Source organism: Mesorhizobium sp. M0715 (genome assembly GCF_040320355.1).
Taxonomy (GTDB): Bacteria; Pseudomonadota; Alphaproteobacteria; order Rhizobiales; family Rhizobiaceae; genus Mesorhizobium.
The window spans coordinates 157,908-175,530 of record NZ_JAMYPL010000009.1 but is presented as its reverse complement, the minus strand read 5'-3'; the positions used below and the strand labels follow the sequence as shown (position 1 = coordinate 175,530).

Annotated in this window: 15 protein-coding genes and 1 tRNA gene; 11 read left to right on the top strand and 5 right to left on the bottom strand. The window is 61.5% G+C overall.

Translation table 11 applies throughout. The features are described from left to right. The first annotated feature begins 12 nt into the window (after window positions 1-12). From NKI21_RS14105 to NKI21_RS14095, 3 genes are read left to right on the top strand one after another with little or no spacing between them, the layout of a single operon-like run. Window positions 13-819, top strand: a complete 807-nt coding sequence (locus tag NKI21_RS14105) for a carbohydrate ABC transporter permease (protein ID WP_245273237.1) — start codon at window positions 13-15, stop codon at window positions 817-819. 11 nt (window positions 820-830) lie between these two features. Then, window positions 831-1,925, top strand: coding sequence for an ABC transporter ATP-binding protein (locus NKI21_RS14100; RefSeq protein WP_352721437.1), 1,095 nt, complete (start codon window positions 831-833; stop codon window positions 1,923-1,925). Next, complete coding sequence (locus tag NKI21_RS14095; RefSeq protein WP_352721435.1) at window positions 1,922-3,898, top strand: D-apionate lactonase family protein; 1,977 nt, start codon at window positions 1,922-1,924, stop codon at window positions 3,896-3,898. Before NKI21_RS14100 ends, NKI21_RS14095 begins: the two co-directional genes overlap by 4 nt. Window positions 3,899-4,994: 1,096 nt before the next feature. On the opposite strand, the gene NKI21_RS14090 is transcribed toward NKI21_RS14095, so the two are convergent. From NKI21_RS14090 to NKI21_RS14080, 3 genes are all read right to left on the bottom strand, one after another. Continuing rightward, window positions 4,995-6,362: an integrase gene (locus tag NKI21_RS14090; RefSeq protein WP_352611758.1), complete on the bottom strand. Its 1,368-nt coding sequence runs from the start codon at window positions 6,360-6,362 to the stop codon at window positions 4,995-4,997. Continuing rightward, window positions 6,322-6,411 (bottom strand) — tRNA-Ser (locus NKI21_RS14085). The genes NKI21_RS14090 and NKI21_RS14085 overlap by 41 nt, the downstream gene beginning before the upstream one ends. Window positions 6,412-6,879: 468 nt before the next feature. Further along, entirely contained in the window at window positions 6,880-7,215 is a 336-nt protein-coding gene (locus tag NKI21_RS14080; protein WP_128304492.1) for a hypothetical protein, read from the bottom strand. Window positions 7,216-7,591: 376 nt separating this feature from the next. Between NKI21_RS14080 and NKI21_RS14075 the strand changes: the two genes are divergently transcribed. From NKI21_RS14075 to NKI21_RS14045, 7 genes are all read left to right on the top strand, one after another. Next, window positions 7,592-8,824 carry a septal ring lytic transglycosylase RlpA family protein gene (locus tag NKI21_RS14075; RefSeq protein WP_352865996.1) on the top strand — a complete coding sequence of 411 codons (1,233 nt, stop codon included), beginning with the start codon at window positions 7,592-7,594 and terminating at the stop codon, window positions 8,822-8,824. A 103-nt stretch (window positions 8,825-8,927) separates the two neighbouring features. Next, window positions 8,928-10,091, top strand: coding sequence for a D-alanyl-D-alanine carboxypeptidase family protein (locus tag NKI21_RS14070; RefSeq protein ID WP_023811950.1), 1,164 nt, complete (start codon window positions 8,928-8,930; stop codon window positions 10,089-10,091). Between the two features lie 137 nt (window positions 10,092-10,228). Then, entirely contained in the window at window positions 10,229-10,903 is a 675-nt protein-coding gene (tmk, locus tag NKI21_RS14065) for a dTMP kinase (protein ID WP_023811951.1), read from the top strand. Beyond that, the gene (locus NKI21_RS14060) at window positions 10,900-11,955 is read left to right on the top strand and encodes a DNA polymerase III subunit delta' (protein WP_352441502.1); all 1,056 of its coding nucleotides are present in this window, start codon (window positions 10,900-10,902) and stop codon (window positions 11,953-11,955) included. The genes tmk and NKI21_RS14060 overlap by 4 nt, the downstream gene beginning before the upstream one ends. 90 nt (window positions 11,956-12,045) lie before the next feature. Further along, window positions 12,046-13,596: a methionine--tRNA ligase gene (metG, locus tag NKI21_RS14055; RefSeq protein WP_023811953.1), complete on the top strand. Its 1,551-nt coding sequence runs from the start codon at window positions 12,046-12,048 to the stop codon at window positions 13,594-13,596. Further along, complete coding sequence (locus tag NKI21_RS14050; RefSeq protein WP_023811954.1) at window positions 13,596-14,390, top strand: TatD family hydrolase; 795 nt, start codon at window positions 13,596-13,598, stop codon at window positions 14,388-14,390. Before metG ends, NKI21_RS14050 begins: the two co-directional genes overlap by 1 nt. Window positions 14,391-14,393: 3 nt before the next feature. After that, window positions 14,394-15,212, top strand: coding sequence for an MBL fold metallo-hydrolase (locus NKI21_RS14045; protein WP_023811955.1), 819 nt, complete (start codon window positions 14,394-14,396; stop codon window positions 15,210-15,212). 13 nt (window positions 15,213-15,225) lie between these two features. Here NKI21_RS14045 and NKI21_RS14040 read toward each other — a convergent pair whose 3' ends face one another. After that, window positions 15,226-15,879: a GNAT family N-acetyltransferase gene (locus NKI21_RS14040; RefSeq protein WP_352630685.1), complete on the bottom strand. Its 654-nt coding sequence runs from the start codon at window positions 15,877-15,879 to the stop codon at window positions 15,226-15,228. A gap of 382 nt (window positions 15,880-16,261) precedes the next feature. Further along, window positions 16,262-16,744 (bottom strand): RidA family protein, encoded by a 483-nt coding sequence (locus tag NKI21_RS14035; protein WP_023811957.1) that lies wholly within the window; start codon window positions 16,742-16,744, stop codon window positions 16,262-16,264. Between the two features lie 189 nt (window positions 16,745-16,933). Between NKI21_RS14035 and NKI21_RS14030 the strand changes: the two genes are divergently transcribed. Then, window positions 16,934-17,620 (top strand): TetR/AcrR family transcriptional regulator C-terminal domain-containing protein, encoded by a 687-nt coding sequence (locus tag NKI21_RS14030; RefSeq protein ID WP_023811958.1) that lies wholly within the window; start codon window positions 16,934-16,936, stop codon window positions 17,618-17,620. Window positions 17,621-17,623 lie beyond the last annotated feature (3 nt).

Sequence of the window (17,623 nt, the reverse complement as noted above, 5' to 3'; positions counted from 1 at the left end):
AAACGCCGGTCGTTGCCGATCGGCCGAATTCTGCTGCTGGGGTTCTTCCTGGTGTTTGTGCTGTGGCCGCTCTACTGGATGTTCAACACCTCCATCAAGCCCAGCGACGACTACCTCACCGTACCGCCTGTCTGGTTCCCTGCCGCACCGACGCTTGTCCACTACGAAGCTGCGCTGTTCACCTATCGCGGTCTCGACGGGCTTATCAACAGCCTGATTATTTCGCTTTCGGCGACGGTGCTTTCGGCACTGATCGGCACGCTGATGGCTTATAGTCTGGCGCGCTACAACACGGGCGGCCGGCATCTGTCCTTCTGGGTCCTGTCGCAGCGCTTCCTGCCACCGATAGGCATCGTCCTGCCGGTATTCCTTATCTATCGTGGCGTCGGGCTGTACGACACCCATATCGGGCTGATCCTAGCTTACACGGTCTTCACGCTACCGGTGTCGGTTTGGATGATGTTTGCCTATTTCCGCGGCATGCCGAAGTCGATGGAGGAGGCGGCCCTCGTCGATGGCTGCACGAGATGGGAGGCGTTCTGGCGCGTTGCCGTGCCGCTCGCAGCACCAGGCATCGTCGCGGCGGCTGTCTTCGCCTTCATTGCCTGCTGGACGGAGTTCTTCTTCGCTCTGATTTTGACCAGCCGAACTGCCTTTACGCTGCCAACGGTCTTCCGAGCCTTCATCGGCTTCCAGGGCGCACAATATGGTGAAGCCGCAGCCCTTGCCATTGTCTCCCTTGTGCCATCGATCGCCCTTGGAGTGCTTGCTCAACGACATCTCGTGCGCGGGCTGACGCTCGGCGCCGTTCGCGGATAGGAAGGGAAGGCATGGCCGAAGTCAGAATCACCGGCTTGCACAAGCGCTACGGCGCCTTCCATGCGGTGCGCGGCATTGACCTCCACATCCCCGACGGCGAGTTCACTGTCCTGGTTGGACCCTCCGGATGCGGCAAGAGCACTCTGCTGAGGACCATCGCAGGACTGGAGGAGAGCTCACAAGGCACGATCGAGATTGGCGGCGAAGTGGTCAATGATTTCCGGCCGCGCGATCGCGACGTGGCAATGGTGTTTCAAGATTATGCGCTCTATCCGCATATGAGCGTGGCCAAGAACATTGGCTTCGGCCTCAAGGCTCGCAAGATGCCGAAGCCAGAGATCGAGGTGCGCGTGGCCGAGGCGGCACGCATGCTTGGCATCACTACCTTGCTGGGGCGTTTTCCGCGTCAGCTGTCCGGTGGCCAGCGTCAGCGCGTCGCCATCGGCCGCGCCATAGTCCGCAACCCCCTCATCTTTTTGTTCGACGAGCCACTGTCCAATCTCGACGCACAGCTTCGCGACGAAATGCGCGGCGAAATCAAACGCCTTCACCAGGACATTGCCACAACGATGATCTACGTCACCCATGACCAGATCGAAGCGATGACGTTGGCTGACCGCATCGTGCTGATGCGCGACGGGTTGATAGAGCAGCAGGGCGCGCCACTCGAGTTGTTCGAGCACCCGGCCTCAACCTTCGTCGCTGGGTTTCTGGGTTCGCCGCGGATGAGCTTCCTGCCAGGCAACCTTGCCTTGGACGGAAGCGCCGCCGCCATCCGGCTCGCGGACGCGCTGCTGCCCTTAGCGCCGGGCAGGGGGCTGAAGGGCGTCGCAGACGGACAGCAGGTGCTGCTCGGGTTGAGGCCAGAACATCTCACTCGGGCGCACACTGCCACACCGGAGCAGGGCACGTTTCGCTATGAGGCAACGATCGACCTGCTGCAGCCGACCGGCTCGCGCAGCTACGCGACATTCCGACTGGCTGGCGCGCCGGTGATGGCTGAGCTGCAGGCGCACGACGTCAGCCGTCCGGGCGAGAAGCTTGCGATCGACATCAACATGAACCGGGCCTCGATCTTCGACGCCACGACGGAGCGGGCAATTTGACCTCGACAGCTTCCCTGGCAGTCCGCTTATGTGGCACCGAACAGCACGAGGCACCGCTGCGCACACTGCGCGCCGGATCCTTGTCGGTCGCGTTCGACAATGGGGCGTTGCGCTACATCCGCATCGGGACGATCGAGATCTTGCGCGGAATCTCGTTTCTTGTACGGGACGAAAACTGGGGAACATGTACCCCCGTTCTCGATGATCTGCGGATCGACGAGAGGCCGGATGCGTTCGCCATTGAATACCGTGCAACATGTGCCGCAACATCCGGCCGCCTGGTTTACCGGGCACGCGTCTCGGGCAGTGGCGATGGTGCGCTGTCGTTTGTGACAGAAGCAGAGCCTGAGACCGACCTTTTGACCAACCGGACCGGCTTCGTCGTGCTGCATCCCATAGCAGATTTGGCCGGCAAGCCGGTGCGGGTCCTGCATCAAGATGGTCTCGAAAGGCTTTCGCATTTTCCGGACTTTATTGATCCGGAATGTCCGTTCACCGACGTGCGCGCGTTGTCACATGAGATCGCGCCTGGGATCTGGGCCACCTGCACCATGGATGGTGATGCCTTTGAGATGGAGGATCAACGCAATTGGTCTGACGCATCCTATAAAACCTATGTTCGTCCCTTGCGTCGCCCGTGGCCCTACAGACTGCCCAAGGGCCAGAAATTCACCCAGGCCGTCCGGCTGCATATGTCGGGGACGCTTCTTGCGCCGATGTCTGAAAATCCTGACCCGCCGATCAAAGTGACGATTGGCGGACCGGCCGGCCGAGTGCCTCGCATTGGCGTCGGCGTCGCCGCCGACGAGGCCAGGCACGCCCTTGGAAACTCCGATCTAATTCGGCAATTGGCTCCGCAGTGGATAGCCTGCCAGGTCGATCTCCGTCTCGGGCACGGCCACGATGAACTTGAACGGTACGCAGCGCTGACCCGGTTGATTGGTGCAAGCGTCGTGCTGGAGATCATAACCAGGGGAACGCTGGATCCCTTCGGCGAGTTGAAGCCGGTCGCGGATGCTGTCCGTCGCCTCGGCCTCAATCTAGAAGCTATCTGCGTCTTTCCGGCGCAGGACATGAAATCGGTACAGCCGGGAGCAGCATGGCCGGCCATGCCGAGCTTCCAGGAAAGCTACTCGGCAGCGCGCCGGGCTTTCCCGGGTGTACCGGTCGGCGGCGGCATGGCCGCGTACTTCACCGAGCTCAATCGCAAGCGCCCGCCAAGCGAGGCGCTCGACTACGCGACCTTTACCACCTGTCCAAGCGTGCACGCTGCCGACGATGTGTCAGTGATGGAGACGCTTGAGGCCATTCCCCACCTGATCCGCTCTGCCCGTTCCTTCATGGGCGGGTTGCCGCTGCGTGTGGGTCCCAGTCAGCTCGGCTGCCGCGAGAACCCTTACGGTGCCTCCACGGCGCAGAACGAAGCGAATGGTCGCGTCTGCCTATCGCGCATCGATCCTCGTCAGCGCGGGCTGTTCAATGCGGCCTGGATCGTCGGCTATTTCGCCGCATGCGCTCGCGAGGGCATCGAGGCCGTCGTCTTCGGTGACTTCACCGGTCCATTTGGCCAAATCCATAGGAAGGCTGACTTCGTGCAGCCATGGTTTGACCAGCAGGATTCCCGAACGGTCTATCCCGCTTTCCATGTCTTGGCTGGTCTCTCAAAGCTCGGCGGAGCCACCTTGCTGTCCGTAGGAACTTTCGGCGCTGACGGCGTTGTGACGATCGCAGCTGAAAACGATCGGGGCGTGACCCTGTGGGTCGCTAACCTCACCGCCAAGACGCAATCTGTGCGGCTTTCGGATGCGCCGAGCAGCGCCCGTATTGCTCTTCTCGGCGCCGAGCAGTTCGAGCAGGCGGCAACCGATCCCAACTTCATGGAAATTTCCGCAAGACCGCTGGATGACCAATTCATCTCGCTTGACGCCTACGCCGTCGCGCGAGTCGACCTCGATCGGCCGTCTTCGGCCTAGCCCGATCTTCGCTTAGTTGGCCAAAACCCCAACAAAGATGAGGGTGATAGTTCTATGAGGCCCTAAGGCCGCGCTTGGGATCAATCTCGCTTTGACCCCCAACCCCATCGTTGGTCAATTCAAAGGCATAGCGCGCGAAAGCAGCAGATGATTGAGACCTGGTCTGCCGTGCAAAACGTCCGTGAGCCTGGTTTGCCCTGGCTGCGCCGGGCAAGCCTCACGCGCCTCAATGCCCCCTGGCCACTACGTGCGCTTCAGCATGTGCCTGGAAACCCGTTCACCGAAACGATTTTCAGGTCAACAAAAGTCAACATAATCGTAACACCCCATGGAGTGGCACCGTTTGCATCTTGATTCATTCAAGGCGGCTCTCTGCAATGGCATGAGCATCGGGGAGCTGACAGCAGCCCCCACTGGTCTGGTACGGAGACGTAAGCAGGTAAACGTAAAAATGGTGGCTCTCCAGAGCTGGCAAAAGCACGGGCCGCTTCGATCCCGTCCAGCGTCGTAGAAATCTTAGCCGAGGCTCGGCATCGGTGAGAAACAGCGCCTGCAGGCGGTGGAACGCCTCGTGGTAGGCCGCATTGGGCCGGCCGCTGTCCAGCGCGGTACGATTGCGTCTCTAGGCGTGTAGTAGCCGCCGGCGGTGTCCGTCCGGTCGCTCCAAACTCAGGCGCGTCTGCTCGGTGTCACCGTCGACGGCACCCCAGCCGCATAGGCCGATTTCGCTGCCTTGGGGCGTAGACCCTCGAAGGCTTTTCGCGCGAAGTCGCCCGTCTCTTTCGACTGTTGCCGAAGCAAGTCGAGCTCAGAGGGCGTCAGCATCACGGAAGTCGAGGATGTACTCAGCTTCGGAGCGGATGAGGGCCGAAGGCTGGAGATTGAGTTCTTCCCTAACGACATCGCCATACATCCTTCGGCCTCTCGGATTTGTTCTCGGCTCACGGCCATTAATCGGAGAGCACCGCATATACAAGCGTGACTGTACCCCTGAGAGCGCATACGTGCCGTTGTTCGAGCATCTGGAGCGCGCCGTCGAGCTCAAGCGCGCCACGATGATAACGCGGCGGTCCTCACCGCAATGATGCGCGGGAGGTCAAAGATGCGCCGGCGGTTTGAACGCGATCTTCTTCAGCCAGAACTGCTTTTGCTCGAGCGTCGGGCCAGAACCGTATTTTGGCCGATGCCATTTGTGGCCCATCAGCATGGCCACGACCTTTTCGGGCGCCTCCACGGCCGTCAGCCGATCCTCGTATGTGTGCCGCAGGCTGTAGAGAGAGTGGTCATCAGTCGGCAGGAGATTCGCATTGTCAAGAAACTTGTTGACCAAGGCAGAGAGCGAGTCGGCCTTGTCGAGATAGCGCGGAAACCCTTTGGGGTGGAGCTTCATTACGGCGAGCGCGCAACCCACGAGCGGAATGTCGCGCAGGGAGTGGTCTGTCTTCAACACGCGTCCATCGGGCCTCACCTGCACATGTGGCACCGCGTGATCTAGCAAGATGCGGTGCGGCAGAAGGTTCGCCGCCTCCGACAAACGCATGCCGGTGTCCGCTATCAGCAGCACAAGGTGACGGGCCTCCTCGTTGAGTTCCGCCAGCGCGCGGTCGGCAAGGATCTTGTCTTGGACGAAAGCCGCTTCGAAAGCCGCTCGTTGGACCGCGACCTGTCCCGATAGCCGCAATTTCTTGAACACCGGCGGCAAATTCAGCTGATGTGCCATGTCGACAGTGGTCAGCATCTTCGACACGTGGCCAATGTCCTTGTTTGCGGTGCCGATGTCGAGACTTTCCACGCGTATGCGTTTCTGCCACCACTCGCGAAATTGTATGGCGTGGCTCCGGGTGAGGGCGGCTATGTTCATGTCGCCCACAACCTCGATAAGGTTGCCAACGGCGCGCTTTTTCGGATTGCGCCACTTTCGGAGCTGGTTCGGGGACATGGCATTGAGGCTTTGGGCCTCGATCTTCTCGAATTCTGCAACCAGCCCCGTGAGGCGGATCGCCGGCCGCTCCTCACCACCCAGGGCGGCCGCCACCTCCCGCTCGTCCTCAATGACGTTCCTGTCGAGGAGCAGTCTAATGCGGTCGACAATATCATCGCGCGCGCCTTCAGCGAGCTCGGCATTCGTCTGATAGACCAGCCTCAGGGCTTTCGCCCGCTGCTGGGCCGCCTCGAAACGCAAGCGAGCTTCGCCAGATTGACCGTCGCGAAGCCCTCCCCAATACGCATCGAGCTCGACGTGGAGGCGCTGCACTACTTCCTTGGCACGAATGCCACGGGGATCGTTTACGATCGGAATGTCGGTGCTGATGCGGACCAGGACGCGGCGATCGAGCTCGGCGAATTCCTTCGGAACACGGCGAACGAGGTACCAGGTGCCGTCGCGCTTATGCGCCTTTGGCGGATCTTGCAGGGGCGCCAGTTGGCGGAGGAAGTGGGATTCGAACCCACGGTGAGCTTGCACCCACGCCGGTTTTCAAGACCGGTGCCTTAAACCGCTCGGCCATTCCTCCATCGTGATTTTTCAACCACTTGGGTAGCGCGGGGGCCAACCCGTTTGGCCTGTTGGCACCGGATTGGCACCGAAGGCGCTCCCGGCTGGTTCACGCCTCATTCCTGTAAAGCGGCATTGAGGGCTGCGTCAACCACCGCTGCGTCGCTTCCTGCTGTCCTGGGCAGACTCTGAGCTTGTCGGGATCGAGCACCGGGACCATCGCGGTCCAATGGTGCATGAAGAAGAAGCCCGCCGCGGGCGTTGCCCGAGATTGTGAGGCGCTGCAGTGCTTCCATGCAGCGCCCCAGGCAAGGGCGCAGTCCAGCTATCGCCAGAACCATCCTTGCAACCGGGCGGGGCGGGTTAATCCCTATAGGTCAACCTCTTGGGAGAGCTGCGGCGTTTCCCCAAAAAATTCAGTTCGCCAAGGGAACAGCTGCTCGTGAGGAAGGCCGAAGCTGCAAATCGGCTCCGGCCTGCGTGTTCCTCAGTCTTTGCAGCTTTCGTCCGCCTTTGCCGCCGCGGCCTTATCACCATGCTGCTGCGCCTCAATGTCCTGCTGCGAGGTTGCAAGATTCTTGTCGCCGCCGCCTTCGGCGCCCGCCAACGGCATCGTGGCGCCATCCTTGGCGGCTGGCTTGCCCGTGCTGTCCGACGCTTTTGGGGTCTCTAAAGGCGCATGAGTTCCATCTTTCGAAATACCGGCGGTCTGTTCGGAATCCGTCCCTGCGTTGGAAGCCGACTTGTCCGGGCATGCGGCGATCGCAGACCCGGCAGAAAGTGACATTGCGATCGCGATTGTCAATGAAGCCATTTTCATCATGCTCGTCCTTCTGTTCGAGTGCCCTGCGGAAGAAACTAGCGGCGCATTTCTTTGTTCCGACGGTCGGTCCGCTGCCCGTCAAAGCTTGGTCAACGGCAGGCATGGGCGGCAGGAGCGAAGCCAGGCTCTTTGTGGCAGAGGGCATCACATCTCTCGCGTGGAAGCACGAAAACCGTTACTTTTCAGAAGGCTTTCACGGTGGAGACGCCACAATCTTGCCCGGTTGCAGCCACAATCGGTTAATACCGTGATAAGCAATTCCTGCGCACAAAGGATCGGGGTTCAAAGGCGTCGTTGTATTGGTCGGGTGAGTGTTTCGGCTTCTTCGACGGTTGGACACGACGTCTAGGTCAAGACTGAAGGGGACATCAGGAAAATGCAGGCTGTGACGCAACCGCGTCTTCGTCGCGCTGCTGCAGTCGCGTTGTTCGCCATGTCGGCCGCCTTGCTGGCGGCTTGTGCGTCGCAGCCCGAGCCGAAAGCGATGGTCTACAAGAAGACCCGCTCCAAAGAATATTTCGCCGAATCCGAATATGGCGTGAAGGCAAGCCCGCGTGTGATCTCCCAGAATGGGCGCATCCAACGTGGCGGCGGCAGGGATCAGCTCGGCAAACCCTATCAGGTCCGCGGCAAGTGGTATTACCCCCGGGAAGACAAGCGCTACGCCAAGGTCGGCCTGGCCTCCTGGTATGGCGACGCCTTCCATGGCCGGCTTACCGCCAATGGCGAAGTCTACGACATGACCCATCTAACGGCGGCGCACCCGACCATGCCGCTGCCGAGCTATGCCCGCGTCACCAATCTCAAGACCGGCAGTTCGGTCATCGTTCGCGTCAACGATCGCGGCCCATATCACGAAGGCCGCATCATCGATGTCTCGGAGCGCGCTGCCCAGATGCTTGACTATGCCAACACCGGCACCGCTCAGGTGAAGGTCGAATATGTCGGCCGCGCGCCGCTCGACGGCGATGACGACCAGTATCTGATGGCTTCCTACCATCCCGGCAACAGGGCGCCAGACCCGTCGGATGGACTGCCGACCGGCGTCATGGTCGCCATGAACGGGCCGTCGCCAAGCCTGCCTGCGGGCGCCGCCGCCGTGCCGTTTCCGGGCCAGTTGACCGATTCCGGCGCTGTCCAGCCGGTCATGTTGACGCAGTCCTCGGCCTATGGCGATCTGGCGCTTCCGGATTTCGGCCCGATCGTGCCGGAGCGCCCGCAGATCAATCTGCCGCCGCAATCACCGTTTGCCGTGGCCTCGCTGTCCTATGCCGACGAGCGGGTCGAACGCGCCTCAAATGCCTTCGCCGCAATGGGTAGCGACGGCATGTCGCCGGCCGACGTGCTCCAATCGTGGAAGCGGCAGCCGCCACCGGCCGGTCCGTCCACCGACTACGTTGCTGCCGGTTCGTTCGAGGATGCCGGAGAAGCCAAGCGTATTGCCGCTCAGCTTGCCGCCTTCGGCAAGATCGAGATCCAGCGTTCGGAACTCGACGGCGAGGATTGGTATTCGGTCAATCTCTATCCCGATGGCCATCACAACCTGGATGATTTGCTGCAGGCTGCCTGGTCGCATGGCGCTCCCGATGCGCTGGCTGTGCGCAACTGAGCACAAGCCAGGCTGGATTTCCGCTACGCGGTTGATCCGCCGTGCAAAAAGCCCGATACTTTTTGCGGGCTTGCCGGCGGTGCCGGCCAACGGGTCGAACATCATGCAATTGCGCTTGCTCCCGCTCGCCGGGCTTCTGGTTTTTGGCCTGCTGCTGTTTTTCCAGGCTCCGGCCGGTGCGCAGCTGTTCGAGACCAAGGCCGCACAGGCCTTCATGATCGACGCCGAGACCGGGACGGTGCTGTTTTCCAAGAATGCCGACAAGCCGATACCGCCGGCCTCGATGGCCAAGCTGATGACCATGGAAGTGGTTTTCAACGCCATCAAGTCCGGTCGCCTGAAGCTCGACGATACGTTCGTTGTCAGCGAAAACGCCTGGCGCAAGGGTGGCGCGCCTTCGGGAACATCGACAATGTTCGCCAAGCTCAAGTCGTCGATCCGGCTCGAAGACCTGATTCAGGGCGTGACCGTGCAGGCGGCCAATGACGGCTGCATCGTCATCGCCGAAGGCATGTCGGGATCCGAGGACAATTTTGCCGCGCAGATGACCGAACGGGCCCGCCAGATCGGCCTCAAGACGTCGACTTTCGTCAATTCGACCGGCCTGCCGGCGGATGGCCAACAGACGACCATGCGCGAGCTGGCGCAGCTCGCCCTGCACCTGTGGCGCGATTATCCGGATCTCTATCGCTATTACAGCCAGAAGGATTTCACCTGGAACAAGATCTCACAGAGGAACCGCAATCCGCTGCTGGCGATGGACATCGGCGCCGACGGCCTGGCGGTCGGTGCGAGCGAGGCAGCCGGTTTCGGCATCGTCGGTTCGCTCAGCCACAATGGTACCCGCGTGATCGCGGCGATGAGCGGGCTGGCCTCGGACAAGGAGCGCGCCGAGGAAGCGCGAAAGCTGCTCGACTGGGGTGTCCGCTCGTTCGAGAAGACTGAAATTTTCGCCAAGGACGAGGTGGTTGGAGAAGCCCAGGTTTTCGGCGGAGCGAAATCCGGGGTGACGCTGAAGGCCAAGGGTCCGATCGACATTTTCCTGCCGATCACCAACCGCGACAAGCTGACGGCCAGGATCGTCTACAACGGCCCGGTTGCTGCACCGGTGGAGGAGGGGCAGCCGGTGGGTGCGCTGCGCGTCTGGATCGGCGATACGCTCAGCCAGGAGACACCGCTTTTCGCCGCCGAATCGATCGGCGTCGGCACGCTGCCGCAGCGCGCACTCGATGCCGTCAAGGAACTGGCGGTCGGCTGGCTGCGATAACGCATATCACTCAAAACCAGCCATGGTTTTGGGGGCGACTGCACAAGGGCAAAAATTGACGGCATGGACGTTTGGCCGAACGCGGACTATCTAGAGCGCTACAATCCCATTCAGCCATGGACAAGAAGGCCTCTCGGTTGGCACGCGGTTTTTTCATCACCTTCGAAGGCGGCGAGGGGGCAGGCAAGTCGACGCAGATCGAGCGGCTGGCCAGGAAGATGCGCGCCAAGAAATACGATGTGCTGCTTACCCGCGAACCCGGCGGCTCGCCGGGCGCCGAAGCCGTCAGGCATGTGCTGCTTTCGGGCGCGGCCGAACCGTTCGGACCGAAGATGGAAGCGCTGCTTTTCGCCGCCGCGCGATCCGATCATGTCGAGCAGCTCATCCGGCCGGCGGTCGAGCGTGGTTCCATCGTGCTTTGCGACCGCTTCCTCGATTCCTCGCGCGTCTACCAGGGCGTCACCGGCGGCATCGATTCGGCGTTCATGGATGCGCTGGAGCAGGTCGCCATCAACGGCATGATGCCGGACATGACGCTGATCTTCGACATCGATCCGGCGGAAGGCCTGAGGCGCGCAACGCTGCGGCGCGGCACCGAGGCAGTCGCCGACCGCTTCGAAAAGGAGACGCTGGCGATCCATCAGGCCCGCCGCGAGGCGTTTCTGGCGATCGCCAAGGCCGAGCCGGAGCGCTGCATCGTCGTCGACGCAGCCGCCGAGCCCGACGCGGTCGAGAACGTCGTCACCGCGGCGGTGTTCGCGGCACTGGCGGCGAGAACGCCGGCACGCGACAGGCAGGCAACGCCGGCATGATCTTCGAACGCATCGCACCCGAGCAGCACGACACGCTCGACGGCGTGCCGGAGCCCTCCGAAACGCCCGTTCTGGTCGGGCATAGCCAAGCTGCAGGCGTGCTCACCGCCGCTTATCGTGCGGGCAAGCTGCCGCATGCGCTGATCTTCTCCGGGCCAGTCGGCATCGGCAAGGCGACGCTCGCCTTCCACCTTGCGCATCATCTGCTGAAGCACCCGGATTTTGCGCAGGCGCCGGAAAGCCTTGCCACTGCCGATCCGGCTTCGTCGCTGTTTCGCCAGATCGCCACCGGGGCGCATCCTTCCGTGCTGCATCTGACCCGGCCGCTGAACGACAAGACCAAGAGTTTCAAGACAGTCGTCACCGTCGATGAGATACGCAAGGTCAGCCGCTTCCTGTCGCTGACCTCGCACGACGGCAGCTATCGGGTCGTCATCGTCGACCCCGCCGATGACATGAACACCAATGCGGCCAATGCGTTGCTGAAAAATCTTGAAGAGCCGCCGGCACGGACTCTGTTCATCCTGATTGTCCACGCGCCGGGCAGCCTGCTGCCGACGATCCGGTCGCGCTGTCAGGTGGTGCGATTGAACCCGCTCGACGCCGACGACCTGATGACGGTGCTGGAAACGACCGAGCCCGCGCCGCCTGACGATCCGGCGGCTCGCGCGGCACTGGTCGGGCGGGCAGGGGGCAGCGCCCGCAACGCGATCCTGTTGACGCAGTATGGCGGGCTGGAGATCGCCTCCACGCTCGACGCTCTGGTCACCGGCAGAAAGAGCGATGTCGGCGGCGCGTTTCGCCTCGCCGAAGCCGTGGCTGGCCGCGATCAGGCGATCCAGTTCGATATCTTCAACCGCCGGGCGCTGGACCTGTTGTCGGACGCGGCAAGTCAGGCAGCACTGGCGGGCGATCTCGCACGGGCCAAAACGTTGTCCGACACTTGGCATGAGGCGCTGGACGCTATATCTGAGACCGATACCTACAATCTCGACAAGAAGCAGCACGCCCTGATCATGATCGACCGCCTGAATTCTGCAATGCGAATGTGACTGGGTTTCCTGGATCGGGATGGCAAATGCTGCCTCGATACGATATCCACCGCCACGCCTTTCCATTCAGACATTCATGACGGTTCCTTCATGTCACGCGACAAGTTCTACATCACCACCCCGATCTTTTATCCGAACGGCAAGCCGCATATCGGCCACGCCTATACGGTCATTGCAACCGACGCCCTGGCACGCTTCCAGCGCCTGGACGGCAAGGACGTCTTCTTCCTGACCGGTACCGACGAACACGGCCTGAAGATGCAGCAAACGGCCGAGAAGGAAGGCATAACGCCGCTGGCGCTGGCCGACCGCAATTCGGCGATTTTCCGCGCGATGACCGAGGCGATGGGTGGCTCGAACGACGACTACATCCGCACGACGGAACCGCGCCACTACGAATCCTGTCAGGCGATCTGGAAGGCGATGGCCGCCAATGGCGACATCTATCTCGACCGTTATAGCGGTTGGTATTCGGTGCGCCAGGAAGCCTATTTCGACGAGAGCGAGACGACGCTCGGCGAGGATGGCGTGCGTCGCGAACCGCTCGGCTCGCCCGTCGAATGGAACGAGGAAGAAAGCTATTTCTTTCGGCTTTCCGCCTATCAGGAAAAATTGCTGGCCCTTTATGAGAGCCAGCCAGACTTTATCGGTCCCACCGAGCGCCGCAACGAGGTGCTCAGCTTCGTCAAGTCCGGGCTGAAGGATCTGTCGATCTCGCGCACCACCTTCAAATGGGGCGTGCCGGTGCCCGGCGACGACAAACATGTGATGTATGTCTGGGTCGACGCGTTGACCAACTACATCACCGCCGCCGGCTATCCCGACACAAAGGCCGAGCAATGGCGCTATTGGCCGGCCACGCACATCATCGGCAAGGACATTGTCCGCTTCCATGCGGTCTATTGGCCGGCATTTCTGATGTCGGCGGGCATTGAGTTGCCGAGCCGCGTTTTCGCGCATGGCTTCCTGTTCAACCGCGGCGAGAAGATGTCGAAATCGGTTGGCAACGTCGTGGATCCATTCGCGATGGTCGAGCACTACGGCCTCGACCAGGTGCGCTACTTCTTCCTGCGCGAGGTGCCCTTCGGCAACGACGGCAGCTACAGCCATGACGCGATCGTCAACCGCACCAATGCCGATCTTGCCAACGGCCTCGGCAACCTTGCGCAACGCTCGCTGTCGATGATCGCCAAGAACTGCGGCGGCGTGGTGCCGCAGCGCGGCGACCTGACGGATGCAGACAGAGCAATCCTGGATCAGGCCGTCGCCGCTCTCGACATCGCGCGCAAGGCGATGGCCGAGCAGGGCATCCATCTGGCGCTGGCGGCGATCTTCGGCGTGGTGGCGGAAGCCGATCGCTACTTTGCCGGCGAGGCACCATGGGCGTTGAAAAAGACCAACCCTGCGCGCATGGAAACGGTGCTGTGGACGACCGCCGAAGTCGTGCGCCGCGTGGCGGTGCTGTGTCAACCCTTCACTCCGGGATCGGCCGCGAAACTGCTCGACCTGTTGGCGGTGCCGGCGGAGAGCCGCGCTTTCGCGCATGTCCATGCTGACCATGCGCTGGTGCCCGGCACTGCGTTGCCCGTACCGGAAGGGGTGTTTCCACGTTATGTCGAACAGCCGGACGCGAACGTCTGATGCTCGTCGACAGTCACTGCCATCTCGACTTTCCCGACTTCGCCGAGGAGCGGGCGGCCATCGTCGCCCGCGCGTTAGCCGCCGGAATCGACCGTATGGTGACGATCTCGACACGCGTGAGGCGGTTTCCGCAAGTACTTGAGATCGCTGAAACTTTCGACGAAGTCTATTGCTCTGTCGGCACTCATCCGCACAATGCGGCCGAAGAGCTGGATATCACGGTCGAGGAGCTTGTGCGGCTATCCGCGCACCCGAAAGTGGTGGCCATCGGCGAGGCCGGGCTGGACTACTTCTACGACAAAGCGCCCCGCGATGCGCAGGCGCAAGGCTTTCGCACCCACCTATCAGCCGCGCGCGAGACCGGCCTACCGCTGGTCATCCATTCGCGCGACGCCGACGACGACATGGCAGCGATCCTCAAGGCCGAAACGGGGAAGGGCGCCTTCCCCTTCATCCTGCATTGCTTTTCTTCCGGACATCGGCTCGCCGAAATTGGCGTCGCTCTCGGCGGCTACGTGTCGTTCTCGGGTATCCTCACCTTCAAGAATTCAGCTGAGTTGCGCGCCATTGCCGCCGATGTGCCGCATGACCGGCTGCTGGTCGAAACCGACGCGCCCTATCTGGCGCCCGTGCCGTTTCGCGGCAAACGCAACGAGCCCGCCTATGTCGCGCACACGGCCAAGGTGCTGGCCGAAACCATCGGCGTCAGCGAAGCTGAAATCGCTGATCTGACGACGGATAATTTCTTCCGGCTGTTCGGCAAGATGCCGCGGCCTGTAGAGCAAAGTGCCTGAACGATGACCGACCGGCTGCGCCTCACCATTCTCGGCTGCGGCTCGTCCCCAGGTACGCCGCGCATCACCGGCGACTGGGGCAATTGCGACCCCGACAACCCCAAGAACCGGCGCACGCGTGCCGCCGCACTTGTCGAGCGGATCGCGGCGAACGGCAGCCGCACGACTGTCGTCATCGACACGGGGCCGGATTTTCGGCAGCAGATGCTGCTGGCCGGCGTTAAACGTGTCGATGCGGTCGTCTATACCCACCCGCATGCCGACCACATCCATGGCATCGACGATCTGCGCGGTTTCGTTCTCGATCAGCGCCAACTGATCGACGTCCATGCCGACAGGGCGACGATGCTTCGGTTGCGGGAAGCGTTCGGATACTGTTTCGAGACGCCGCAAGGCAGTTCCTATCCGCCGATCGTCAGGCCGCATCTCATCGACCACACCAGGCCGGTGGTCATCGAAGGAGAGGGGGGTACCCTCACCCTTGAGCCGCTGCCGCAGATCCACGGCGACATCGTATCGCTCGGTTTCCGCATTGGCGGTCTCGCCTATTGTCCCGACATCAGCGACTTTCCGGAACCCACCGCCGAACGGCTGCGCGACCTCGACGTGCTGATCATCGACGCGCTGCAGTACCGGACGCATCCCAGTCACCTGTCCCTTGGCGAAGCGCTTGAATGGATCGAGCGGCTGGCGCCGATACATGCGGTGTTGACACATATGCACGTGCCGCTCGACTACGCCACGGTGATGGCCGAGACACCCGCCAACGTCGAGCCGGCCTATGATGGGATGGCGATTGAAATCCCTTACGAATCAGCGTGATGCGAATAGACTTTCATACCGGCTTTCGGTTCATTGGTGCGAATATCAGCAGCGTTCCGATCCGTTCGTAGCCCATCCGGGGATAAAGCAGAGCCCCGGCGTGGGTTGCAGCCAGCACCGAGCACCTCGACCCACGCGCCCGATCGTCGTGCAACATTTTCGACATCAAAGCCTGGCCAATGCCGCGACGCCGGTGCGAAGGCTCGACATACATGCTCGAACACCACGTGGCTTCCACGGCATCCAAGCTGCGCACGCGCCCAACGATATCGGCGCCATCGACTGCCACATACTGGCGCAACGGCGCGCTGTCGCCGAGCAAATGATCCGGGATCGGCTGTCTGCGGATGATCTTTCCCAACTGCGCCGCCGCCCGTTCGGCTGTCTGCACGCGTTCGACCGAAGCAACCGCAACCGCTGGCGGGCTCGGAATCCGGCGCAACCGGTGGACGAAAAAACCTTCGGTCCGAAGCAGCCGGTAGCCGAGAGCTTTGTAGGCGGTTCGTGTCGGCCCGTCCGGATCCTCGTTCGCGATCACAACGGAAATGGCAAAGCCCGGCCGTGCATGCTGCCGCACGACGGCATCGGCTTCTTGAGCGGCGACGTCATGGACGACCCATTCTTCGCCGCGGTAGTCACGAAGATTCTTGCGCTCGGCATCGCGCATCAGCCACAAGCGTCCAACGCGGCTGGCCTCGTAAGGAAAGGTGCGGCTTCTGTCGGCGCTGAAGCCATGCACGAACACTTCGATCGCCGCTTCGATCTCGCTGTTTGCCATCTTCATTTCGACAGCCTAGCGTTGGCCATCCGCTCAAGGCAATACGGCACAATCGGCTCAAGCCTATGAGAATCAGCGGCAATTTCCAGTTCTTGACCGATGCGTTAGTTCCATAATCTATCTTATGCGACTTTTGGATGCGGCGGCAATAGCAATAGAGTGTATGCGTCGTGACGGCTTTGCTTCGTGGGAGCCAAAATGAATTGGTGGTTCCAACGCGCGGCTGTCGGCGGCGTGCTCGACCCCATGTCAGTTGGGGCGATCAGGCTCCCTATTCCAGAATAACGGTGGCTTCCACCTCGAAAAGCATGGGGTCGATTGCAAGCTTGGGAACGGGAACCAGTGTCTGCGCCGGCAACGCCTCGCCGAACATGTCCTTGACGTTCCTGGTTAACACATCGAGCTTGGACATGTCGTGGTCGACCACGAAGACCGTGAGCTTCGCCACCTGATCCGGCTTGGCGCCGATGCCCCCGAGCGCCGCATGCAAATTTGCGTAGGCCTGCTTAACCTGGACGGCGAAATCGGGTGACAAGGCTCCTGTGCTGTCTTGGCCGCCCTGCCCGGAAATGTAGGCAATCCGAGCTCCGCGCGGTGCGATCACGGCGGTGCTGTAGCCATTCGGCGACGGGTCGTAGAGCGTCTGTGGATTGATGATGGTCAGCTTGAACTCGTTCGCCGGCGACGCAGTGGGAACTGCAATGGTCATGATGATTAGCCCTCCGATAAGCAGATGCTTGATTGCGCGTGACATGATTTCTCCTGGCTCTGCTGACTGCGAATAACGCACTCGCCGCCGGCATGAACTTTAAACCAGATCGCTCATACGATGAATCGTGCGATGTACGAGTCATCGTATGGTACATCGTACTAGTCAAGCGATCAGCGTCGACATTCCTGACGGTGCCTGCCAAAATCGACGTTCGGCCAGCAAGGAAGACAGATGGCAGCCAAACCCCGCAGTGCCAGCAAACGATCGCAACGGACAAAGCTTCAACCCATCCAGGAGGCGAGCAGCGAGCCGCCGCTGTCTCGAGAGCGTATCGTGGCGATCGCCGTGGAACTGCTGGACGCCCAGGGCATAGACGGATTGACAATGCGTCGGCTGGCCGATCGCCTCGGCTCGGGTGTGATGAGCCTGTATTGGCACGTTGACAACAAGGAGGATGTCTTTGATCTAGCACTCGATTCGGTGCTCGAACATCGCGGATCGCCTGAAACAGGTGAGTCTCCGGACTGGCGTGGAGACGTCGTTCATATGCTCGAAGACTGGCGCGCCAGAATGTTGCGCCATCCTTGGTCGGCATCGCTGTTGCCGCGCCGGGCGCTCGGCCCGAACATTCTCAGCCGCCTGGAAATGTTGAGCAAGACCTTGTCCAGAGCCGGTGTTGCCGACGCGAATCTGAACGCCGCGATATGGTCGCTCTGGAATTATGTGATGGGCGCCACCCTCACCCGGGCAAGCTTCGACCTCTCGGAAGAAGACAGGGCAGCCGCACAGCAGCGTCTTACACACCTCAGCGAACACTACCCGACAATCGAACGCTCTCGTCTGCTGTTGGACAACGATTGGGATGGCGCCTTCCGAAAAGGCCTCGACTTCCTGCTCGATGGGCTGTCGCCAAGATAGAAT